Origin of the sequence: Amycolatopsis sp. NPDC058986 (assembly GCF_042741125.1) — a bacterium.
Lineage (GTDB): Bacteria > Actinomycetota > Actinomycetes > Mycobacteriales > Pseudonocardiaceae > Amycolatopsis.
The window spans coordinates 43,656-65,758 of sequence record NZ_JBHYJW010000010.1; the positions used below are offsets into that span (position 1 = coordinate 43,656).

At 69.7% G+C, this 22,103-nt stretch carries 22 protein-coding genes; 6 read left to right on the top strand and 16 right to left on the bottom strand.

Features of this window, described 5'->3' with window-relative positions; translation table 11 throughout:
• Position 1 precedes the first annotated feature (1 nt).
• Together ACFW0G_RS11955 and ACFW0G_RS11960 are read left to right on the top strand one after the other, a co-directional pair.
• Entirely contained in the window at positions 2-1,615 is a 1,614-nt protein-coding gene (locus ACFW0G_RS11955) for an FAD-dependent monooxygenase (RefSeq protein ID WP_378325023.1), read from the top strand.
• Positions 1,615-2,238, top strand: coding sequence for a TetR/AcrR family transcriptional regulator C-terminal domain-containing protein (locus ACFW0G_RS11960; protein WP_378325024.1), 624 nt, complete (start codon positions 1,615-1,617; stop codon positions 2,236-2,238). Before ACFW0G_RS11955 ends, ACFW0G_RS11960 begins: the two co-directional genes overlap by 1 nt.
• A 55-nt stretch (positions 2,239-2,293) precedes the next feature.
• Here the strand turns inward: ACFW0G_RS11960 and ACFW0G_RS11965 are convergent, their stop codons facing one another.
• Both ACFW0G_RS11965 and ACFW0G_RS11970 read right to left on the bottom strand, forming a co-directional pair.
• A complete protein-coding gene (locus ACFW0G_RS11965; RefSeq protein WP_378325025.1) occupies positions 2,294-3,823 on the bottom strand; it encodes a PH domain-containing protein in 1,530 nt (509 codons plus the stop codon).
• Positions 3,820-4,308 (bottom strand): PH domain-containing protein, encoded by a 489-nt coding sequence (locus tag ACFW0G_RS11970; protein WP_378325203.1) that lies wholly within the window; start codon positions 4,306-4,308, stop codon positions 3,820-3,822. Before ACFW0G_RS11970 ends, ACFW0G_RS11965 begins: the two co-directional genes overlap by 4 nt.
• A 187-nt stretch (positions 4,309-4,495) precedes the next feature.
• Between ACFW0G_RS11970 and ACFW0G_RS11975 the strand changes: the two genes are divergently transcribed.
• Positions 4,496-5,416 carry a proteasome assembly chaperone family protein gene (locus ACFW0G_RS11975; protein WP_378325026.1) on the top strand — a complete coding sequence of 307 codons (921 nt, stop codon included), beginning with the start codon at positions 4,496-4,498 and terminating at the stop codon, positions 5,414-5,416.
• Positions 5,417-5,477: 61 nt separating this feature from the next.
• On the opposite strand, the gene ACFW0G_RS11980 is transcribed toward ACFW0G_RS11975, so the two are convergent.
• Entirely contained in the window at positions 5,478-6,116 is a 639-nt protein-coding gene (locus tag ACFW0G_RS11980; protein WP_378325028.1) for an NAD(P)-dependent oxidoreductase, read from the bottom strand.
• 94 nt (positions 6,117-6,210) lie between these two features.
• Here ACFW0G_RS11980 and ACFW0G_RS11985 point away from each other — a divergent pair, with 94 nt between their 5' ends.
• Positions 6,211-6,948, top strand: a complete 738-nt coding sequence (locus ACFW0G_RS11985; protein ID WP_378325029.1) for a class I SAM-dependent methyltransferase — start codon at positions 6,211-6,213, stop codon at positions 6,946-6,948.
• Here ACFW0G_RS11985 and ACFW0G_RS11990 read toward each other — a convergent pair.
• The gene (locus ACFW0G_RS11990) at positions 6,945-7,373 is read right to left on the bottom strand and encodes a MarR family winged helix-turn-helix transcriptional regulator (protein WP_378325030.1); all 429 of its coding nucleotides are present in this window, start codon (positions 7,371-7,373) and stop codon (positions 6,945-6,947) included. The genes ACFW0G_RS11985 and ACFW0G_RS11990 overlap by 4 nt on opposite strands.
• A 304-nt stretch (positions 7,374-7,677) precedes the next feature.
• Here ACFW0G_RS11990 and ACFW0G_RS11995 point away from each other — a divergent pair, with 304 nt between their 5' ends.
• Positions 7,678-8,532 (top strand): class I SAM-dependent methyltransferase, encoded by an 855-nt coding sequence (locus tag ACFW0G_RS11995; RefSeq protein ID WP_378325031.1) that lies wholly within the window; start codon positions 7,678-7,680, stop codon positions 8,530-8,532.
• Between the two features lie 71 nt (positions 8,533-8,603).
• Here ACFW0G_RS11995 and ACFW0G_RS12000 read toward each other — a convergent pair whose 3' ends face one another.
• The 4 genes from ACFW0G_RS12000 to ACFW0G_RS12015 form a co-directional block, all read right to left on the bottom strand.
• Positions 8,604-9,785 (bottom strand): FAD-dependent monooxygenase, encoded by a 1,182-nt coding sequence (locus tag ACFW0G_RS12000; protein ID WP_378325032.1) that lies wholly within the window; start codon positions 9,783-9,785, stop codon positions 8,604-8,606.
• A gap of 120 nt (positions 9,786-9,905) precedes the next feature.
• Complete coding sequence (locus ACFW0G_RS12005; protein WP_378325033.1) at positions 9,906-10,673, bottom strand: alpha/beta fold hydrolase; 768 nt, start codon at positions 10,671-10,673, stop codon at positions 9,906-9,908.
• A gap of 19 nt (positions 10,674-10,692) precedes the next feature.
• Positions 10,693-11,232 (bottom strand): TetR/AcrR family transcriptional regulator, encoded by a 540-nt coding sequence (locus tag ACFW0G_RS12010; protein WP_378325034.1) that lies wholly within the window; start codon positions 11,230-11,232, stop codon positions 10,693-10,695.
• A complete protein-coding gene (locus tag ACFW0G_RS12015; RefSeq protein WP_378325035.1) occupies positions 11,229-11,792 on the bottom strand; it encodes a DinB family protein in 564 nt (187 codons plus the stop codon). The genes ACFW0G_RS12010 and ACFW0G_RS12015 overlap by 4 nt, the downstream gene beginning before the upstream one ends.
• Before the next feature lie 194 nt (positions 11,793-11,986).
• On the opposite strand from ACFW0G_RS12015, the gene ACFW0G_RS12020 reads away from it, so the two are divergent.
• A complete protein-coding gene (locus ACFW0G_RS12020) occupies positions 11,987-13,075 on the top strand; it encodes an AraC family transcriptional regulator (protein ID WP_378325036.1) in 1,089 nt (362 codons plus the stop codon).
• Here the strand turns inward: ACFW0G_RS12020 and ACFW0G_RS12025 are convergent.
• The 8 genes from ACFW0G_RS12025 to ACFW0G_RS12060 all read right to left on the bottom strand — a co-directional run bounded on the left by ACFW0G_RS12025 (position 13,004) and on the right by ACFW0G_RS12060 (position 21,847).
• Positions 13,004-14,242: an MCE family protein gene (locus ACFW0G_RS12025; RefSeq protein WP_378325037.1), complete on the bottom strand. Its 1,239-nt coding sequence runs from the start codon at positions 14,240-14,242 to the stop codon at positions 13,004-13,006. The genes ACFW0G_RS12020 and ACFW0G_RS12025 overlap by 72 nt on opposite strands.
• The gene (locus tag ACFW0G_RS12030; protein WP_378325038.1) at positions 14,243-15,493 is read right to left on the bottom strand and encodes an MCE family protein; all 1,251 of its coding nucleotides are present in this window, start codon (positions 15,491-15,493) and stop codon (positions 14,243-14,245) included.
• Entirely contained in the window at positions 15,490-16,674 is a 1,185-nt protein-coding gene (locus tag ACFW0G_RS12035; RefSeq protein WP_378325039.1) for an MCE family protein, read from the bottom strand. The genes ACFW0G_RS12030 and ACFW0G_RS12035 overlap by 4 nt, the downstream gene beginning before the upstream one ends.
• Positions 16,671-17,693, bottom strand: a complete 1,023-nt coding sequence (locus ACFW0G_RS12040; protein ID WP_378325040.1) for an MCE family protein — start codon at positions 17,691-17,693, stop codon at positions 16,671-16,673. Before ACFW0G_RS12040 ends, ACFW0G_RS12035 begins: the two co-directional genes overlap by 4 nt.
• Positions 17,690-18,724 carry an MCE family protein gene (locus tag ACFW0G_RS12045; protein ID WP_378325041.1) on the bottom strand — a complete coding sequence of 345 codons (1,035 nt, stop codon included), beginning with the start codon at positions 18,722-18,724 and terminating at the stop codon, positions 17,690-17,692. The genes ACFW0G_RS12040 and ACFW0G_RS12045 overlap by 4 nt, the downstream gene beginning before the upstream one ends.
• A 76-nt stretch (positions 18,725-18,800) precedes the next feature.
• Positions 18,801-20,096 carry an MCE family protein gene (locus ACFW0G_RS12050; protein WP_378325042.1) on the bottom strand — a complete coding sequence of 432 codons (1,296 nt, stop codon included), beginning with the start codon at positions 20,094-20,096 and terminating at the stop codon, positions 18,801-18,803.
• Positions 20,097-20,172: 76 nt separating this feature from the next.
• Positions 20,173-21,042, bottom strand: a complete 870-nt coding sequence (locus tag ACFW0G_RS12055) for an MlaE family ABC transporter permease (RefSeq protein ID WP_378325043.1) — start codon at positions 21,040-21,042, stop codon at positions 20,173-20,175.
• A gap of 10 nt (positions 21,043-21,052) precedes the next feature.
• Positions 21,053-21,847, bottom strand: a complete 795-nt coding sequence (locus ACFW0G_RS12060) for an MlaE family ABC transporter permease (RefSeq protein WP_378325044.1) — start codon at positions 21,845-21,847, stop codon at positions 21,053-21,055.
• Between the last annotated feature and the right edge of the window lie 256 nt (positions 21,848-22,103).

A 22,103-nucleotide genomic window follows, 5' to 3' on the forward strand; every position in this document is an offset into this window, starting at 1 on the left:
CATGCCCGAGGTGCTGGTGGCCGGCGCCGGGCCGGTCGGGCTGACTCTCGCGATCGCCCTGGCACGCGGTGGAATCCGTGTCCGCGTCGTGGACAAACGCGCCGAGCCCGGCCGGTTGCCGAAAATGGAGCGGTGTAACGCGCGGACAATGGAAAATTTCCGCAGACTCGGTCTTGTCGACGTAATTCGTGCGGCGGGTCTTGACGGCGATCTGCCGATGGACGTCTTCATCTGCCTGGAAAACCTGACCAGACCGCCGCTGGTGCACCACGAATACCCGTCGGTGCACCGGCTCAAGGCCGCCTATCGCGCGGTGCGGGACGGGAGTCGTCCCGCCGAGCCGTACCAGCTGATCTCGCAGTACACGCTGGAGCCGTTGCTGCGCGCGGCGGTGGACGCGCTGCCCGGCGCGCGTGTGGATTTCGGGCACGAGCTGACGGCGTTCGAGCAGGACGAGCGCGGGGTCACCGCGACGATCGTGCGCGCGGACGGCGCGGCGGAGTCCGTGCGGGCGGCCTACCTCGTCGGCTGCGACGGCGCGAGCAGCACCGTGCGGCACGCGCTCGGCATCGGGCTGCGGGGCGAGTCGATGCTGGAAATGCGTCAGGCGCTGTTCGTCAGCGACGAGCTGTACGCGCGCATCCCGATCGGGCAAGGCAGGCACTACCACTTCGCCGACGGCCTCTCGTCGTACCTGGTGGTGCAGGACGACACGCGGCGGTTCTCGCTGAACGCCTCGGGGCTCCCCGAAGCGGAGATGCCCGCGTTGTTCGAACGGCTCGTCGGGTTCCCGGTCGCGTACCGGACGGAGTACGTGGGGACGTGGCGGCAGCGGCTGATGGTCGCGGACCGTTACCGCGACCGGCGGGTGCTGCTCGCCGGGGACGCGGTGCACCTGATGATCCCGGCGGGCGGGCTCGGGATGAACACCGGCCACGCCGACGCCGTCGATCTCGCGTGGAAGCTCACCGGGATGTTGCGTGGCTGGGGCGGGCCCGGTCTGCTGGACGCGTACGAGGCGGAACGGCGTCCGGTCGGGATCCGCAACGTCGGGGCGTCGCGCAAGGCGACGCTGGGGCGGCTGGCGTGGCGGAGTTTGTGGCGACCGGAGATCACCGAGCCCGGCGCCGCCGGGGAGGCAGTGCGGCTGGCGCTGGCGGAACGGGCGGAGCGGGAGCAGCGGCTGAGCAACGACCTGCTCGGGATCGAGCTGGGGTACCGGTATCTGGACTCGCCGATCATCGCCCACGACGACGGGCCCGCGCCCGACCCGGATTGTTTCGCCTACGAGCCGACGACGGCGCCGGGCGCGCGGTTACCCCACGTCTGGCTGGACGACGGCAGGCCGGTTCAGGATATCTTGGGAGCGGAGTACACGATGCTCCGTGTCGGCGCCGAGGCTGATTTCTCCGCGCTGGCCAAGGCTTTCGCCAGGCTGGGCGTGCCGTTCCGGTGTCGTGACGTGCCCTCGGCCGACGCCGCGGCGGTGTACGGCCACCCGTTCGTGCTGCTGCGGCCCGATCTGCACGTAGCATGGCGTGGCTCGGCCCCGCCGTCCGATATGGACACTGCGGACGGTCTGGCCGGGCTCGTCACCGGCTGGAAGGAAAGTTGATGCGGCTCAGCCGTGAAACCGTGGTCGCCGGCGCGCTCGACCTGCTCGACGAAGCCGGTCTGGACAAGCTGACCATGCGACGGCTCGCGGACGCGCTCGGGGTGCAGAACGGCGCGACGTACTGGCATTTCCGCACGAAACGCATGCTGCTGGAGGCGATGGCGGAGTCGCTGCTCGGGGCCGTCGTGCGGGATTTCGACGTCGAAGGGGAGTGGCGCGAACGGCTCGCGGAGCTGATGCGGCGGCTCCGTTCCGTGCTGCTTTCCCGGCGGGACGGCGCGAGGTTGTTCTCCGGTCTGCTCTTCGCGGCGCCGAACGCGCTGGCGTTCGGGGAACTGATGGTGACGTTGCTGCGGCGTGGCGGTCTTTCGGCGCGGGAGGCGGTGTGGTCCGGTGACACGCTGGTGTACTTCGTCGTCGGGCACACCGTGGAGGAACAGGCCGCGCGCGAACTGCCCGCCGACGGCGCGAAAACCCGCGAACTCGAAACCGCCGTCGATCCCGCTCTCCACCCGAACACCGCCGAAGCGATCGCCGACATCCCCGCCCCCCACCACGACGACCACTTCGAATACGGCCTCGCGGTGATCCTGCGTGGCCTCACGGCGAACTCGCGTGATTAGCCGGAGATCTCACGTGATCAGCCGCGCATCTCGCGTGATCACGCGAGTTACGCCTTCAATCACGCGAGTGCGCGGTGAGGAACGGGGTGAGGAGGCCGGGGAGGGCGGCGTCGGCGAGGGCGAGGGCGTCGGATTCGGCGACGTCGACGACGTGGTAGCCGCCCTTGCCCGCCGCGATCGGGGCCACCAGGGTGACGAGCCCGGCGCGGCGCTGGAAGAACGAGCGGTCGAGCACGATCCCGGTGAGGCCGTCGCAGCGGACCGCGGCCGTGTTCCTGGCCAGCGAGCCCGAGCGGGTCACCAGGTAGCGGCCGGTGAGCCGGTGGCCGAGGGTGCGGTAGCGGTCCCAGCCGACGACGGCGGCGACCGGGACCAGCGCGCAGGCCGCGATCCATGGCCAGTCCGGCAGGAAGCCGATCCACGCCAGGCCGGACAACGCCGCCGCGAGCAGCAGCGTCCCGAAGATCGCGCGGGTCAGCCGCCGGTGCAGTGCCCGGCGCGGATGCCGGACGAGCCCGGCGCCGAACGGGTCCTCGCCCAGAACGTCCGCGACGACTTCGTGGACGCGGGCTGCCGGGGCGGGCGGCAGCAGCAGCCCGCCTCCGCCGTCCTCACGCTTGCCGTGGTGCAGCCCGGCCGCGATCGCCGTGCAGCGGGCCCCGCCGACCAGGCGCAGTGGGAGGGGTTCCTTGATCTCCGCGCCGCGCAGGCGATCCTCTTCGATCGACACCGAGCGTGTCGTGACGAGGCCGCGGCGGATGTGCAGGGTGCCCGCGGGTTCGCGGGTCAGCCGGAAGTTCCAGAACGACAGGACGTACCCGCCCGCCGAAAGCAGGGAGACGACCACGAGCAGCGCGGCCGCGGCGAGTACGACGATCAGCCACAGCGGTGCGGCGGTGATCCGGTCGGCGAGCGAGCGCAGCGGGCCGAACTCGACCGGGTCGATGTGCAGTTCGTGGGCGAAGTGGTAGATCGTGCCGATCATCGCGCCGACGACCGCGAGCCCGGACAGTGTGAACGGCGCGTACCGCAGCCAGCGCCTGTCCACCTCGGCGATCAGGGTTTCCGGCGGTGCGGACGTCTCGGTGGTCGGTTCCGCCTTGCGGTGCAACAGAAGCGTGCGCAGCCGCTGCGCCTCCTGCCGGGTCACCGCGTCGAGGACGAGCTCGTCCTTGCCCGGTCCCTTGCCGTGGTTGTGCCGTCCGGTGCCGATGCGCACCGCGGCGAGGGAGAAGAGCCGGTGTTTCGGCTCGGACATGACGTCGACGGCGCGGATCCGGTCGCGGGGCACGGCGCGGTGTTTGCGCAGCAGCAGTCCGGTACGCCATTCGACCTGCTCGCCGGTGACGCGGTAGCGCGAGGTCAGCACGTGCGAGATGCCGACGCACACGGCAAGGCCGGTGGCCACCAGCCCGATCCACTGCCAGCTGTTGCCGTGCCCGAGGATCAGCGCCCCGAACAGGACCGGGATGGACTTGACGACGTCCAGTACCGGCCGGATGAGCAGCATGCGCCGGTCCAGCCGGTGCCACGGCGCTTCGCCGGTGCCTTCGGCGGGCGGTGTCACAGCTTCGGCCGCGCTCATGTCGCGTCGCCTCGCACGGCCTGGGTCCGCTTGGTCAGCTCGTCGGCGAGGGCGAGCGCCTGCTTGTGGTCGAGCCCGGAGATGCGCAGCGGCCCGGCCGAGGACGCCGTCGTCACGGTGATCTTGGCGAGCCCGAACACCTGCTCCACCGGGTCGCGTTCGATGTCGACGGTCTGGATGCGGGACACCGGCGCGATGCGCCACTGCTGTTTGAGCCAGCCCGCCTGGGTGTAGACGGCCTCGCCGGTGACCTCCCAGCGGTGGACGCGGTAACGCCACTGCGGCATCACGATGAGGTGCAGCGGACCGAGCACGCACGAGACGACGAGCGTCACCGGCAGCCAGGACGGCGGATCGTCGCTGGCCAGGACGATGACGGCCTGCACGGCGATGACGACGGCCCAGCCGATACCGGCGGTCGCGGTCCAGTAGCCGATGGCCTTGCGGCTCACCCGGTGCTCCGGCGGGCGCAGGCGCAACGCCATGGTTTCTCCGTTCACGCCCCTCAGCGTGCCTCATCGGGGAGTGGCGCGACCACGACAACTGTCACGACGGCTCATCCGGTCTCGAGTGCGTGGCGTTACCATCACGGTCACCGAGGGGGAATGGACGCGGGGGCGCGCCGCGTTGACCGGGGGACGGCGTAACCGACAGCGAGCGGCAGGAGGATCAGTGGGACTCGATCCCGAGGATCTGTATGAGGTGGACTCGGACGTTCCCGATCTGACCGGGGCGGTGCTGCTGCACTCCTTCGAAGGATTCATGGACGCGGGGTCCGCGGGCAGGCTGCTCACCGAACATCTGCTGGACTCCGGGGAGCACCGGGTGGTCGCGCGGTTCGACGTCGACCGGCTGATCGACTACCGGTCGCGGCGCCCGACGATGACCTACGCGGTGGATCACTGGGAGGAGTACGACGCGCCGGAGCTGGTCGTCCGCCTGCTGCACGATGCGGACGAAACGCCCTTCCTGCTGTTCACCGGGCCGGAGCCGGATCACGACTGGGAGCGGTTCTGCGTCGCGGTGCGGAGCCTGGTCGAGCGCTGGGCGGTGCGGCTGACCGTCGCGTTCCACGGCATCCCGATGGGCGCGCCGCACACCCGTCCGCTGGGGCTGACCGCGCACGCGACCCGCAAGGACCTCATCGGGGATCATCAGCCGCTGCCGAACCGGCTGCAGGTGCCGGGCAGCATCGCCGCACTGCTGGAGTACCGGCTGGGCCAGTGGGGGCACGACGCGCTGGGCTTCGCCGCGCACGTGCCGCACTATCTCGCGCAGTCGACGTATCCGGCGTCGTCGGTGAAGCTGCTGGAGGCGCTCACGAAGGCGACCGGGCTGAATATCTCGGAGGGCGATCTGCGCGAGGCGGCGAGCGTCGCCGACGCCGAGATCGCCCGGCAGGTCGCCGAGTCCGACGAGGTCGCCGACGTCGTGCACGCGCTGGAGCGGCAGTACGACACGTTCATGGAAGCGTCCGAACGGGACAGTCTGCTCGCCGAATCGGTCGAGCACATGCCGACGGCGGAGGAGCTGGGCTCCCAGTTCGAACGCTTCCTCGCCGAACAACAGCGCGGCGACAACCCCGACCGCTGACCCCGCTTTTCGTCGGCCCCTGCCCGTACTGTGCCGGGTAGGGGGCCTCAGCCCCTTGGCCTCAGTGCCCCACGGCGAGCAGGATGCGGGAGTGTTCCGGGGTTTCGGCCTCGTCCACGAGCGCGACGGCGAGGTCGGCGTAGGGGAACAACGCCGCGTCGCCGGGGGCCGGAATCACGACGCCGTCCGCGGTCCGGTAGCGGCCCGTGCGCGCGGCTTCGTCGTCGAGGAATGTCGGCGGTGGCGCGACGACGAGCCAGTCGAGGTCGCACGCGCGCAGGATCTCGAACTCCGCCACGTGGCCGAGTGAGAAGTCCCGGTGCTCGGCGGGGACGCCGGGTGCGTCGTGCAGGACGACGCCGGAGCCGTCCCGCAGCATCGACCCGATCCCGACGACGACGAGCCGCGCTACCCCGGCCCGGCCGAGCCCGGCCACCAGGGCCCGTGCGGCCGCCGGGAAGAACTCGCCCGAAGCCAGCTCGGACGCGTACGCCGCGCTGATCGCCGCGTCGTGGCCCGAGGCGGCCGAGGCGACGCTGTCCGCGTCGGTGACGTCTCCCGCCAGAACGGTCACCCCGTCCGGGGCCGCGTAGCGCTTCGGCGAACGGACGACAGCGGTCACCTCGTGCCCGCGTGCCACCGCCTCGGCGACCGCGTGCCGCCCGGCTCGTCCGCCCGCCCCGAAAATCACGATCTTCACTGCAAGCTCCTCTCTCCGAGGGCGAAGCTAGGCGACGGACCCTCGGTTACCGCAACGAAAGCGGCTCCGGCCACGAGATCCGTAGAGTGCGTCCATGGCCCTCTACGACGAGATCGGCGTCGGCTACGCCTCGCAACGCCGCACGGACTCCCGTTGGCTCTCCGCGATTCTCGACGCGCTCGATGGCGCCGGCACCGTGCTCGACGTCGGTTCCGGCACCGGTTCGTACGCGCCACCAGGCCGGACGGTGCTCGCGGTCGAACCGTCGGTCGCGATGATCCGCCAGCGCCCGGCCGGTGCGTCGCCCGTGGTCCGCGCCGTCGCGGAAGCGCTGCCGGTGGTGGACAACGCCGCCGACGCGGCACTCGCCGTGCTGACCGTGCACCACTGGACGGACTGGCGCCGGGGCCTCGCCGAACTCCGCCGGGTGGCTCCGCTGCGGGTCGTACTGGCCTACGACACCGCGCGCGTCGGCGACTTCTGGATGGTCCGCGACTACCTGCCGGAAATCCTGCGGCTGGAACTCTCGCGTCCCTCGGCCGCCGCCATCGCCGACGCGCTGGGCACCGACGTGGTGGTGCCGATGCCGGTGCCGTGGGATTTCACCGACGGCATCTTCCTCGCGAACTGGCGGCGTCCCGAGGCGTATCTGGATCCCCGGGTGCGCCAGGCGGCTTCCGCGTTCGCCCAGACACCGGCCGCGGTCGTCGAGCGGGGAATCGCGCGCCTGCGGGCGGACCTCGACAGCGGGCGCTGGCACGAGAACAACGCCGAACTGCTGGGCAAGGACGAGTACGACGCCGGGTTCAGTCTCGTTGTCTCGCGGGCCTAGAACTTCCAGTCGACCAGCTTGCGCAACGCATCGGCGGTCCGGTCGAAGCCGTCGTCGCCGAGCAAGTCGCGCAGCTCGGCGTTGAACTTCTGGATCTCGGGAGTCACCCGGTCGAGCGCTTCGGCACCCGCCGCGGTCAGTTCGAGCACGACCGCGCGGTGCTGGTTCGGGTGGGTGTCCCTGCCGAGCAGCCCGGCGTCGGTGAGCCTGCCGACCATCGCGGTGATCGCCGACTCCCGTTGCCCGAGGATCGCGGCCAGTTCACGCTGCGTGAGCCTCGGCTGCTCGCGCACCGCGAACAACGCGCCGACCTGCGCGCTGGTGACCCCTGCCGCGGCGGTCAGCCGCCGGTCGGCCGTTACGCGCAGCTGATGCGCGGCGCGCTGGAGCAGGAAGTAGAGACGCCGATCGGCGGGCTCGGACATATTCACAATCTTGACAGTCCCGGTACGTCCGCGTCATCCCAGCTTCACTGGTGAAGCGAGAGCACGGTTCCGTTTCGGGTGCTGCTTCGCGGGGCAAACGCTTTCGTGGTCCCGAAAAGCCGGGTGTCCCGTGGTCCGTACACAGTGGACACCGGGAGGTGCGATGACGCCGTGCGCGGAGCGCGCACGGCCGTTACACACTGGTAGCACGGCCGGTTCCCCGCGATACAGGTACTGCAGGTACTGTCTCGGAATGGACGGCCTGCACGAAGATCGTTTATCGGCAAGGAAAGTCGGCGCCGCGGTGAAACGCCGTGTCGGCAGGATCCTGCACCGGGCGGCCACTCGGTTGCACGATCCGTACACCGAACAGCTGGACCGGCTGAGTGCCCAGTTGAACGACCAGATGCGCGAACTGCGCGAGGAGGTCATTCGTCAGGGTGACCGCCTCCTCGATCGGGTGGTGGAGTTCGAGATCCGCAGCCGCCGCGACATCGTCTACGCGGGGGATCAGGACGCGGCTTTGGAGAGCAACCGCTTCGCCCGCGAGAACCTTGTGGGCGCGCGGCATTTCGGCAGTCCGCCCGAGACACTCGACTACGCGCTCTCGATCGCCCCGTCGACCGGCGGGATGGCGCTGGAGTTCGGTGTCGCCACCGGAAACACGCTGCGCACGATCGCGAAGGCCCGTGGGGGCGTCGAGGTCTACGGTTTCGACTCGTTCGAGGGACTTCCCGAGGCCTGGCTCAACGGCATGCCCGCCGGCGCGTTCGCCAGGGACGACCTGCCCGACGTCCCCGGCGCGGAGCTGGTGGTCGGCCTGTTCTCCGACAGCCTGCCCGGTTTCCTGGAAACGCATCCCGGGCACGTCGACTTCCTGCACGTGGACGGCGACCTCTACAGCTCGGCCAAGACCGTCCTCGACCTCGTGGGCCCGCGGCTGCGGCCGGGGAGCATCGTCCACTTCGACGAGTTCTTCAACTTCCCCGGCTGGAAACGGCACGAGTACCGGGCCTGGATGGAACACGTCGAGCGCACCGGCGTCGCGTACGAGTACGAGGCCTACACCTACAGCGACAACCAGGTGACCGTCCGCATCACCGGTGTGCCCACAGTGGACGCCGCGGTCGGTGCCAAGGCGGGCGCCGAGCGGGGCTAGCCCGACCGAGGACTCGTGAGCGACACGGCCGCTTCCAACCCGGCCGGAACGCTCACGAGTCCTTACCCCCATCACGCCGCGACCGGGCTCGGGTAGTCCTGGCAGCGCACCATGTTCGCGGCCTTCGACGTGAACTTGTCGAAGAGCCCGGCCAGCAGCCGGTTGGTCATCATCCGGTAGATCCGGTTGCGCTGCCGGATCTTCTTCTCGGTGAGCGGGGCGAGGAAGGTCCCCGACCCGCCCCCGTTGCGCTGCCCGAGCTTCGCGGCGGGACGGATCTTCTCCTCGTACCGCGCGAACGCGGTCCGGTGGTCGCCACCCGCGGCCGCCAGTTCCCCGGCGAGGACGTGCGCGCCCATCATGCCCAGCCCGGTGCCGTTGCCACCGGGACCGGCGCACCAGGCGGCGTCGCCGAGGAGTACGACCCGGCCCTTCGACCAGCGGTCGAGGTGAATCTGGCTGATCGAGTCGAAGTACAGGTCCGTCGCGCTGTCGAGCGCGTCGAGCAGCTTCGGCATCTCCCAGCCCATCCCCGCGTACTTCTCGGCGAGGAAGCGCTTCTGCTGTTCGGCGCCGCACCGCCCGGGGCCGTCCCCGGCGAAGACGAGACCGACCTGCATCTGCTCCGGGTCCCGGGCGCTGGTCACCCGCACGCCGAGGCCGGGCTCGTTGTAGGTCAGTCCCGCGTGGTCCAGGCCGAGGTGGTTGGGCACGGTGTACCCGGCGATCTGGAACCCGGAGTCGCGCCGGAAACCGGCCTCCGGGCCGAACGCGGCCGCCCGCACCCCGGAGTGCACCCCGTCGGCACCCACGACAAGATCGAACGTGCGAGTCCGGCCGCTCGCGAAGGTGACGTCGACACCCTCGGCTTGCTCGATCAGCGACGTCACGCGATCGCCGAAGACGTACTCGGCGTAGTCACGGGTCCGCTCGTACAGGATGCGGCTGAGGTCGCCGCGCAGGATCTCGACCTCTCCGCTCATGAAGCTGGTCGGGACCTCGATCGCCGGATTGCCTTCGAGGTCGAGGATGGTCTCCGTGTCCATCGCCGTTTCGTGGCGACGGACCTCGTCGAGAATTCCCATGCGGCGCAACAACTCCATCTGCGCGCCGCGGAAGTCGACGGCCTGGCCGCCGGGACGCAGGGCGGGGGCGGTCTCGACGACGGTCACGGTGAAGCCGTGGTGGTGCAGCCAGTAGGCGGCGGCCGGGCCTGCGATGCCTGCGCCGGACACGAGCACGGTGGTGGTCATCTCGGGTTCCTTTCGGTTTCGGATGACCACAAGACTGCGGGCCCGCGCTGACCGTCGGCGCACGGTGCGCTGACCACCGCTGACGACCGCTGACCACCGCCGTCAGCGGCGCTGACCAGGTCAGGAAGGCCGAGCGAGGAAGGCGAGGACGGTGGTCGCGAACTCCGGGCTGGTGAACGCGGTGAAGTGGTCGCCGGGGACGTGGTCGAACCGGGCACCGGGCAGGGCAGCGGCGAGCGCGTCCGCATCCGCGTGCCCGCCGTCCTGGTCACCGGCCGTCACGAGGGTGGGCGTCGTGATCCGGGACAGCGCGGCGCGGGACGTCGGGACATCGGCGTCCAGGACCCGCAGGAGCGCGCGCGGGTCGCCGCCGAGCTGGGTGATCCAGTACGCGGTCTCCGCTTCGGGGGAACCTGGCTCGAGGGGGACATCATCGACGAGAGCGGTCAGCACGGCGCGATACGGACTGGCGCGTTTGCCCGCGCGGGTGACCGCTCCGAGCCCCTGCCCCGCCACGACAGCGTGGGCAGGGTGTGCACCGCGAGCCAGCATCCGCAGCACGACCCGGCCGCCCAGCGAGTACCCGCCGAGGTCGTAGTCGCCGAGCCCGAGCCGCTCGACCAGTGCGAGCCCGTCGTCGGCAAGGACATCGGGCGGATAAGCCGCCGGGTCGTGCGGCCGCGCGCTGTCCCCGTGGCCGCGCAGATCCGGGAGGATGACGCGGAAACCGTGCTCGGCGAGCGTGGCGGCGGGCCCCTGGTGCAGCCAGAGCAGTCCGCTGGAAGTGAACCCGTGGAGCAGCACGAGCGGGCGGCCTTCACCGATTTCGCGGTAGGCCAGTTCCCAGCCGTCGTCGCCGCGGAATCGGTGCGCGGGCGGATCGATCATCGGGCGGTTCTCCTGTCGGCTATTTCGTGAGCAGGGCGTCCAGCTGCGCGAAAGCCGCGCTCGCCGCGTCCGGTGCCAGCTGGACACCTTTGACCACCGCGATCACCAGCTCCACCGCGTAGGCCGCGTCCACCCGGCGCGACCACGCGCCCCGCGCGGACAGCAGCGCGTGCAGCGAGCCGCGCCAGTTGGCCTCGTGCCGCGCCAGTACCTCCCGGACCATGGGGTCCCGGCGAGCACGAAGGTCGAGTTCCGCGGTCACGACGAACACCTCCGGCGAATCCGCCAGCAGTTCACGCAGGTGAAGCAGATAGGCCCGCAAGGACTCCGCCGGGCCTGCCCCCTCGGGTACCGGCGCCTCGAACCGGCTGATCGCGTATTCGGCGACCCCGGCGACGATCTCCTTCTTGCCGGGAAAGTGGTGGTGCAGCGTCGAATGGTCGACTCCGACGTCGTCGGCGATCTGCCGGAGCCGCAGCCCCTCGAACCCCACCGCGGCCACCTGACGGAACGCGGCCTGGATGATCTCGGCTCGCCGGTCGGGCCGCGTCGCCGTCACGGCTCCCGCTCCGTCCGGCGTGCCCGGTACAGATCGCGCAGCAACGCGATTTCCGCGCCGTGGTGGATGACCTCGCGGTGGATGTGCAGGATCAACGCCGCCAGCGGACGGTCGGCGAACGGGCCCTCGGCCGGGCCCGCGGGACGGCGCAACTCCGACGGGCCGAGTGCGCGCATCCCCGCGGACCACGCGGCATACGCCCGGTCGATCTGCTCCAGCGCGGTCTCGGCGTCGCCCGCGTAGAGGAACGTGTCGTACTGGACGGGCGGTCCGCCGAACTGCGTGTCGGAGTGCTTGCCGAGAACGTGGACGGTGAGGTGCGCCAGCCGCCAGGCGATGGTGGTGACCGGCGGGGGCTCGGGGGCGGGCGCGGCGTAGTCGACGGTGAACCGCCCGCCGCCGAGTTCCTCGCCGGCAAGACGCGGCCGCACGGTCCAGCAGCCCGGGACCGGCTCCCAGAAGTACTCCGCGTCGGTCAGCCCGGCCAGCCGGGGCCGCAGCCGTTCTCGCCAGTGCCAGTCCAGCTGATCCCCGAGTTCCGCGGCCCAGTCGACGTCCATACCTGCCTCCCCACCAACTGGTTGGTGGAGAATTATGGTGTGTCGTGGGCTCGTCACGCAAGCCTGCTCCGCTCGATCGCGAATTACCTGGTCAGCGGGGTCGCCGTCACGGATCGGCGGTGTCGGTCGTTAACCCGACCGTCCTGGAAGCTGGTAGTTTCCGCGCGAGGCAGCGACGCCGACGGGGAGCACACATGGCCGGTCACACGGTGGCGATCCATTTCGTGCGTTCGGCGGTCCGTGCCGTGGAGCGGCGGGGAATCGACGTCCGGCCGGCGCTGGCGAAGGCCGGGATCGCGCGTTCGCTGATCGACTACGACCGCGCGCGGATCACCGTCGAGCAGGCCAGCGCCATGATCCGCGATCTGTGGCGGCTCACTGGCGACGAGATGTTCGGCATCAGCCCGCGTCCGCTGCCGCTGGGCACGTTCCGGATGATGGCGCTCGGCATGATCCACCAGCCGGACCTCGCCGCGGTGCTCGACCGGTGCTGCGAGTTCTCCCGGGTCGTGCCGGGCATGCCGGATCTGCGGACGCGGCTGGGCCCCGGCACCTGCCGTATCGAGGCCGACGTCGAGAAGTTCGGGTGCTGCGAAACGATCATCACCGACACGGTTTTGTTCGTGCTGCACCGGTTCGCGGGCTGGCTGGCCAACAGCCGCGTGCGGTTGCGGCTGGTCGAACTGCCCCAACCCGAGCCGTCGTACGTGCAGGACTACGACCTCGTCTACGACGCCCCGGTGCGGTTCGGTGCGGGCTGCGCGGCCATCACGATCGACCGTGACGTCCTGCCCGCGCCGATCGTGCGGGACGAGGACGATCTGCTGCGGTTCCTCGGCGACGCTCCGGCGGATCTGCTGGCCCGCCGCGAGTACGACAGCAGCATCGTCGACCAGGTGCGCCGCATCCTGTCCTTCGGCCTGCGCGGCCACTCGCCGTCCGCGGTGTCCTCGCGGGAGGTCGCGGCTCGCCTTTCGCTGAGCCTTCAACACGTACGCCGATTGCTGCGCGAGGAGGGCACGTCGATCAGCCAGATCAGGGAGGACGTCCTCCGTGACGCCGCGATCGCGAGCCTCGTCCGCGGTGAGGAGTCGATCGCCGCGTTGTCCGAACGGCTGGGGTTTTCCGAGCCGAGCGCCTTCCGTCGCGCGTTCCGCCGCTGGACCGGCGGTCCGCCCGGCTCGTATCGGCCGGGCGGCACCGAAGGCGGTTTAGCCAGGAAGACCCAGCAGCGCACCGAGTCCGGTGAGGTCGACACCGACGGCGTCGAGCAGGCCGGGTAGCGGGGCCGGGGTCCCCGGCTGGGCGGCGGTCTGCGCGGGCGCGGCGACTTCTCGGGGTTTTCCGCCGTACGGCGCGTTCTGCGCACCGCGGACACCGGTCGGGCTGCCCGGCGGCTCCGCGCAGTACGCCTGCTGGTTGGGTGGCGCGGGCTGGATGTCCGAGCCTGCACGCGCCTTCGTCGCTTCGTAGCCCTTCGTGCAGGCCATCGGGTTGAAGAAGTTGATCACCAGGCCGAGATGCGCGGTGCCGTCGCCGGGGAACAGTGCCTTGCCGACCACCGGCACGTACGGGTAGAGCACCAGCGCCTGTTCCAGCCCGTCGACCCGGGTCTTGACGACGTCCGCGGTGGTGAGCAGGTTCGCCATCACCACGGACAGGTCGGAGCCGGACTGGCGCAGGATGTCGACCGCCTGCTGGGCGAGCGGCGGCGCGACGTTGATCAGCTTGCGGATGTCCGGATCCGACGTCTTCAGTTGCCGCGCAAGCGTTTGCACATCGGTGCTGAACGACGTGATCGGCTCGGCGAGGTCCCGCTGGGTGTGCGTGACGGTCTTCCCGTCCGCGAGCAGTGACGTCGTCTGCGGCAGATGCTCGGTCGCCGTCGGCAGGAAGGAGTTCGTCGTGTCGACGAGCTGCTGGATCGCCGGCCCGTTCCCGGCGAACGCCTTGTCCAGCTCGTCGACCACGGTGCGCAGCGCGTCGGTCGGGATGCTGGTGAGCAGCGCGTCGGAGTCGGCGAGGAGCTTCTCCGCGCGCGGTGGCAGCGCGGTGTCCTGCTGCCGGATCCGGGCGCCGTCGGTGAGGAACGGCTCGCCCGCGGTGTCCGGCCGGAGGTCGAGGTACTGCTCGCCGATCGCCGACCGGTTGCTCACCACGGCCTTCGCCGACGCCGGGATCCGCGGCGCGTCGGGGCTGATGTCGAGCTTCGCGTCGACGCCCGCCGCGGTCAGCTCCAGGCCGGTGACCCGGCCGACGCCCACGCCCCGATAGGTGACGTCGGCGCCGGGGAACAGGCCGCCGCCGCGTTCGAGCTGCACGGTGACGAGATAACCGCGGTGCCCGAACAGCCGGTCCAGCCCGGCGAACCGCCAGCCCGCGTAGCCGATGCCGACGAAGGCGATCAGCGCGAACGCGAGGATCTGGATCCTGACCCGGCGCAGCAACATCTAGCCACCTCCCAGAATCGCGCCGAGCAGCCCGCCGAGTCCATTTTGGACCGGTGGTGCGACCGGGGCCGCGTCGCCGGGCAGGGGCAACGCCGGGGGCGCGGCGTGCCCGGGGAGATCGGGCCCGGCGGTGTTGCCGGGCAAGGGAATGATCGGCTGCGCCGAACGGCCGAAGTTGTTCAGCAACGAATCGAGCTTGAAGTCGGCGACGATCTCGGCGTTCGCGTAGTCGCCCTTGATGACGGCGAGACCGGCGTCGGAGAACGGGAACGTGAGCAGCAGTTCCAGCGACTTCGGCAGCGAATCGCCCGCCGCGGCCAGCTGACGCAGGGTCGGCGCGAGCGCCCGCAGGTCGGCGACCATGTCGTCCTTGCTCCGGTTCACCGTGTCCACCGCGACGCCGGAAAGCTTGTCGACCGCCCGCAGCAGGCCGACGAACTGCTCCCGCTGCTGGTTGAGCACCTGCACGCCCGGCGTTAGCTTCTCCAGCGCGTTCGCCACGTCCCCACGCTGTTTCGCGATCGTGGCGGACAGCTGGGCGACGCCGTCGATGGCCTTGGTGATCGACTCGCGTTGTTTGTCCAAAGTAGACGCGAGCATGGTCACGTTCGACAGCAGGGAGCGGATCCGGGTCTCGTTGCCGGACATCGCCTGGTTCAGTTCCTTGGTGATCGTCTGCGCCTGTTCGAGCCCGCCGCCGTTGAGCAGCAGCGAAACCGCGCCGAGTACCTGCTCGACCTCGGCGGTCTTGGTCGTGCGGCTCACCGGGATCGTCGCGCCGTCGGCCAGCTGTCCCCGTGCTGCCTGACCCGCGGGCGGGGACAGGTCGACGTACTTCTCGCCGAGCAGGCTCGACTGCCGCAGCCGCGCGGTCGCGTTGCCGGGCAGCACGGCCGAGCGGTTGACCGTCACGCTCACCGTGACCGTGTGATTGTCCTTGCCCAGCGCGATCGCGGTGACCTTGCCGACGGGGACGTCGTTGACCTTGACCGCGGCCTGCGGCACGAGATCGGCGACGTCGGCGAACTGCACCTGGACCGAGTACGGCCGGTCGCCGAGATCCGCGCCGCCGGGCAGGGACATGTCGTACACGCCGCCGCTGCAGCCGGTCGCGACGAGGAGTACCGACACCCCGGCCAGTGCCAGCGCGCGGGTGCTGAAGGACGCTTTCAGTGCGTTGGCCGCACTGAAGGGCGCTTTCAGCGCATTGAGTGCACCGAAGGCGTCCTTCGGCACATCCCTCCGGGTCATGGCTTGCCTCCCGGGGACATCGCGTCGATCACCGGAAGCGGCAGTGGTGGCAGCTTTCCTTGCTGTACCGAGGAAAGCACCTGGGCGACCGACGGTAGCCCGAGCGTGCCGTCCAGCACCGGGGCGAGCTTCTCGCAGGCGTCCAGCAGCACCTTGGGGATCTGCGGGGGAGCACCCTGTTTCATCAGGCGGCACACCATCAGGATCGGCGGGCTGGTCAGCTCGTTGAGGTTCGCTCGCGCCTGCAACGTTCCCGACGCCGGATCGTAGGTGTTGAGCGCATTGCTCGCCAGCAGCGGCACCACGTCCATGACCTCGGCGAGCGCGCCGCGCTGGTCGACCAGCGCCTGGGTGATCCCGGTCAGCGAGGACACATTGGACTGGATGCGGCCGCGGTTGTTCGCGATGAAATCGTGCACCTCGCCCAGCGCGCCGGCGATCGAGCCCAGCGCGGTGCCCATGTCCTGCCGTTCGGAAGCGAGGAACGAAGTGACGTCGGCGAGCTGGCCGGAGAGCCCGCGCAACTGGTTGTCGGAATCCGCCAGCGTCTTCGTGAACTTCGCGAGATTGTCCACTGTGGAGAACAGGTCGCCCTTCGATTTGTCCAGTGTGGACGCGGCCTCGCCGAGCTGCTTGAGAGTCGCCCCGATGTTCTCGCCGTTGCCCGCGAGGTTGTTCGCGCCGGCCTTGAGCGCGTCCGAGACGGCGCCGTTCGCGTTCGCCCCGTTCGGGCCCAGCGCGCTGACGAGCTGGTTGAGGCTGCGCGCCATGTCGTCGACCTCGATAGGCGCGGCGGTGCGTTCCCGGGGGATGACGGTGCCGGGAGCCAGTACTGCGCCGCCGGTGTAGACCGGGGTGAACTGGACGTAGCGGTCCGAAACCAGCGTGGGCGCGACGATCACCGCGCTCGCCCCGGCCGGGATCTTCACGCCGTTGCGTACGGACATCTCGATCCGGACTCCCGGCCCGTCCGGCACCACGGCGTCGATGCCGCCGACCTTCAGCCCGAGCACCCGGACGTCGGAGCCGGGGTAGACGCCGACTGCGTTGCCGAAGTACGCGGTCACCTTGGTGCCGCCGCCGATGCGGCCGAACCACCACAGCGCCCCGGCCAGCACCAGTACCGCGACACAGACGAGAGCACTGATCCGATAGGCGAGCACTGATTTCCGGGTCTTCACTTGCCGTCTCCCTTCGCCGAAGGAGGCAGGCAGCCCTGCGGGTTGATCGACAGTGGACCGGCGTTCACCACCGGGGGCAGCAGGCCGCACATGTAGACCTCGAACCAGCGGCCGTTGCCGAGCGCGTTGGTGCCGAGCCGGGCGAACGGCGCCAGGTTGTGCAGACCGTTCTCCAGATTGGCCTGATTGCGTTTCAGCAGATCGGTGACCTTGCTCAGCTCGTCGAGCGCGGGGCCGAGCTGGGCGGCGTTGTCCCCGACGACGCCGTGCAGCTGGTTCGCCAGCGACGTCGTCGCGGAGAGCAGGTGATCGAGCGCGCTCTTGCGCTGCTGGATCTCGGTGAGCAACGCCTGCCCGTCGTTGATCAACGTCCGGACCTGGTCGTCGCGTCCCGCCAGCGTTCCGGACAGCTGACTGGCATTGCGCAGCAACGTGCCGAGCTGCTCGTCGCGCGCTGAGATGGCCGCCGAAAGCCGGGTTACTCCGTCCAAAGTGGATTTGATGCCGGGGCCGGTGTTCGCGAAGGTGTCCGAAATGGTCTGGAAACTCTTCGCCAGCTGGGCCGTGTCGACCTGTTGGACCGTCGTGGTCAGGTCGTTGAGCACCGGGCTGAGGTCGTACGGCACGCGGGTCCGCTCACGGGGGATCGCCCGATGCGGGTTCTGCGGGCCGTCCCCGGCAGGGCTGAGCGCGAGGTACTTCTGGCCCAGCAACGTCTTGATCTCGATCGACGCGGTGCTCCGGTCGCCGACCGGCACGTTTCGCACGGTGAACTCGACGCGGATGTGGTCGCCGTCGAGCGTGACGTCGCGGACCTCGCCCACCTTCACCCCGGTCACCCTGACCTCGGCGGAGTCGGTGATCCCGGCGGCCTCGGCGAAGTCGGCGGCGTAGGTGACGCCCCCGCCGCCGAGGAAGGGCACCTTGTCGGCGTTCATCGCGACCACTACCGCCAGCGCCATCACGGCGGTCGACACGACGCCGAGCACCGGGAGATTCCGTTCCCTGATCGGCTTCACGGTTTGCACCTCGGCGATGTGCTGGTGGCGGGCAGGGGGAGGATCGGGACGGTCACGTTGAGCGAGCCGAGCCCGACGGTGCCTTCGAGGTTGCACAGGTAGAAGTTCAGCCAGCTGCCGTAGTCGACGAGGCCGGTCATCTTCTCCAGCTTCCCCGGTAGCGTCTGGAGGAACTTCTCGACGACGGGCTGGGAGTCGTTGAGGCTCTTGCCGAGCGACTGGAGCCCGGCGATGCTGTCCTTCAACGGCACCCTCGACTTGTCGAGCAGTCCGGCGGTGCTGTCGGCGAGGTCGCCCATCCCGGTGATGGCGTCGCCGATCGGCTTGCGCTGCGCGGCCAGCCCGGAGACGAGCTGCTGAGTCTGGTCGACCAGCGAGGTCAACTGTCCACTGTGGGTGTTCACTGTGGACAGTACGGCGTTGAGGTTGTCGATCACCGAACCGACCACCTTGTCGCGATCGGCCAGTGTGGACGACAGGGACGCGGTGTGCGAGAGCAGGTTCTCGATCGTGCCGCCTTCTCCTTGCAGCACTTGGATGATCTCGCCCGAGAGCTGGTTGACGTCCTCGGGTTTCAACGCGCGGAACAACGGCCGGAACCCGTTGAACAACGCGGTCATGTCGAGTGCGGGCGTGGTGTGCGCGACCGGGATAGTCCCGCCTGGCCGCAGTTCCGCGCCGGGGCCGGGGACGTCGGAGTCGAGCGCGATGTAGCGCTGGCCGATGAGGTTGCGGTACCGCAGCGCGCCCCGTGTCTCGGCCGACAGCGGTCTGCTCCGGTCGACCTTGAACCGCACTTCGGCGTACTTCGGATCCTTCGGCTCGACCGAGGTCACCGAGCCGACCTTCACCCCGGACATGCGCACGTCGTCGCCGGGGTTGAGTCCCAGCACGTCGCTGAACTGGGCGACATAGCTGTTCTCCGGGGAGAAGCTGGTGTTGGCCAGCGTGACCGCGAGGACGCCGGTGCACAGCGCGGTGACAGCGACGAAGATCGCCAGCTTGAGGACCGGACCGGCCATACCCCTCATGCGATCGCCGCGCTTCGCGAGACAGTGTTGAATCCTTTTTGGCGCATGGTGTTGATGATTCGCTCGCAAGCGTCGCTCATGACACGGTCACCTCCGCTCCGCGGTAGAGCGGTCCGACCAGCAGACCCGCCCAGCCCGGCACCGCACTGGGCGCGACCGCGAGCCGCGGCGCGAGCAGGCTGCCGAGCAGTTCCTTCTCCGCGGCGGAGTTCGCGACGTCCCCGGCGGGAGCGCTCCCACCACCGGGTTTCAATCCCGGAGGTTTCGAGGAGCCGTCGGCGAACGGACCATCCGCCGGGTACTGCGGCGGGAACTTCCCGGTCTTCGACAGGTCGTAGCAGCGTGGACCGCGTTTATCGTCGTAGCGGGGGGTGTCGACGCCGGGCAGGTACTGACCGCGGCTCGCGGTGATCTCCATGGTGAACTTCGCGATCCCGGGGTGGTCCGTTCCCTTGCCGTAGAACGCGTCGGCCCTCGGCACGATGTCGGCCAGCTGGCCGAACAGGCACGGGTACTCCGGCGCGTACTTGGCCAGCACCTCGGCGGCGGGGCGGCTCGAAGCGACGAGATGGATGAAATTGTCCTTGTTGGCGGCCAGGAACTGGTTGACGTCCATCGTCGCCGTCGTGGCCACCGAGAACAGGTTCTGGAGCTTGGCTCGCTCCTGCACCAGGGTCTGGCTGGTCGTGGTGAGGTCGGTCAGCGCGTCGAGCAGTTTCGGCCCGGCGCGGTTGTAGGTGCCGGTGACGGCCGGGGTGTCGGCGATGATCGAGGTGAGGTCCGGGATGCTCGGCATGATCCGGCGCAGGTAGCTGTCGAGCATTCCGATGGTCTCGCCGATGCTCTTGCCTCGTCCGTCCAGCGCTGTCGACACCGCGTGTAGCGTCGACGACAGCTTTTCCGGCTGCACGGCCTGGAGGACGGGCAGCAGATCGTCGAGCACCTTTTCGGTTTCGATGGCGTCCTGGCTGCTGTCCTGGCCGATCACCGCGCCCCGTGCGAGCGGCTCGGCCGCGGCCCGGCCGGGGACCTCCAGCGAGACGTACCGTTCGCCGAACAGGCTCTTCGGCAGCAGCCGAACCGACACGTTCGCCGGAATGTGCCCGAGTTGATCCGGTTGCAGCGCAAGGGAAATCTCGGCGTACCGGCCGTTGGACCGGACCTCGGAAACGGTGCCGACGACGACGTCGCGCAGCTTGACGTCCGCGCCGACGCGCATCTGGTTGCCGATGTGGTCGGTTTGCACGGTCACCGGCGCGGTGGTGGTGAAAGCCTTGCGGTAGAAGGCGATCGTGAGTGTGACGAAGCAGGCGAGCGTCAGCAGGAACGCCACCCCGAGCAGGTGATACCGCAGCTTCCCCAGCGACCTCATGCGATCGCCTCGCTTCGCGAGACAGTGTTGAATCCTTTTTGGCGCATGGTGTCCATGATTCGCTCGCAAGCTTCGCTCATCCGGCGATCCTCACCGTCGTGTCGGCGCCCCAGATCGCCAGGCTGAGGAAGAAGTCGAGGATGGTCAGCGAGACGATCGACGTCCGCACGGCCCGCCCGACCGCGACCCCGACGCCCGCCGGGCCGCCGGACGCCTTGTAGCCGTAGTAGCAATGACTGAGGATCACCACGAGGCTGAAGACGATCACCTTCCCGAACGACCACAGCACGTCCTGCGGGGGAAGGAAAAGCGTGAAGTAGTGGTCGTAGGTGCCCGCGGACTGGCCGTAGATCCACACCGTGATCTGCCGCGACGCGATGTAGGAGGTGAACAGGCCGACGACGTAGAGCGGGATCACCGCGGCCAGCCCGGCGAGCACGCGGGTGGTGACGAGGTAGGGCAGGCTCGGGATCGCCATGACCTCCAGCGCGTCGATCTCCTCGGAGATCCGCATCGCGCCGAGCTGGGCGGTGAAGCCGCAGCCGACCGTGGCCGAAAGCGCGAGGCCCGCCGAGAGCGGCGCGACCTCGCGGGTGTTGAAGTAGGCGGTGAAGAACCCGGTCAGCGCGCTGGTGCCGAGCTGGTTCAGCGCCGAATAGCCCTGGAGGCCGACGATGGTCCCGGTGAACATCGTCATGCCGATCATCACGCCGAGGGTGCCGCCGATGACCGCGAGCGCGCCGCTGCCGAACGACACCTCGGCCAGCAGCCGCAGCGTTTCCCGCAGATAGCGGTGCAGGGTGCGGGGAATCCAGGCGATCGCCTTGCCGTAGAAGGCGAACTGGCGGCCCATGTCGGCCAGTCCGTCCGACGGCTTGCCGAACGTCCTGGCGGCGGCCCGCTTCGCGCGGGCGACGACGGGGGGTTCCGGGGAGGTGGTGGTCATCGACGGCCCCTCAGCTCAGCTTCGGCGGGACCACCTGCAGGTAGATCCCGGTCAGCACGACGTTGATCAGGAACAGCACCAGGAAGGTGATGACGACGGACTGGTTGACCGCGTCGCCGACACCCTTCGGGCCACCCTTGGGGTGCAGCCCGCGGTCCGCGGCGATGACGCCGGCGACCAGCCCGTACAGCACGGCTTTGAGCGACGAGATGGTCAGGTCGGGCAGCTGCGCGAGTGCGCTGAAACTGGCGAGGTAGGCACCCGGCGTCCCGCCCTGCACGAGGACGTTGAACGCGTACCCGCCGACCATGCCGACCACACTGACCAGGCCGTTCAGCAGCACCGACACGAGAATCGCGGCCAGCACCCTCGGCACGATGAGCCGCGCGATCGGATCGACGCCGAGGACCTCCATGGCGTCGATCTCCTCGCGGATGGTGCGGGCCCCGATGTCGGCACACACCGCGCTGCCGCCCGCCCCCGCCACGAGTAACGCTGTGACCAGCGGACTCGCCTGCTGCACGATCGCCAGCCCGCTCGCCGCGCCGGTGAACGACTGCGCGCCGATCTGCTGCGTCAGCGATCCGAGCTGCAGCGCCACGACCGCGCCGAACGGGATCGAGACGAGCGCCGTCGGCAGGATCGTGACGCTCGCGAAGAACCAGGACTGGTAAAGGAACTCGCGGAGCTGGAACGGTCTGCGGAAGACGCCGCGCGCGACCGCGAGAAACAGCGCGGTGATGCGGCCGACCTGGCCGAACACCGCCGCGCCGGGGAAGGTGGCGCTGGACGATCTCGTGCTCATACGGCGACGACCTCTCTCGTTGAGGTACCGATCGACGATAGGCCGCGACAAGCCTGCCTTGGATGACCCGATCGCGCACGGTCCGTGACCGGATCGCTCATCGGCGCAGGTCAGTGCCTTGCCCGGGCATGGGGATTGGGGCTTCCGCGCGCTGTGCCGAGGGACGCCCTTGGTGCGTTGGGTGCGACGGGGGCGTCCCTCGGTGTGGCGGCGGGCCGCCCCGGCGTCGGAGCCACGTCCCGAACGACGCGTAGCC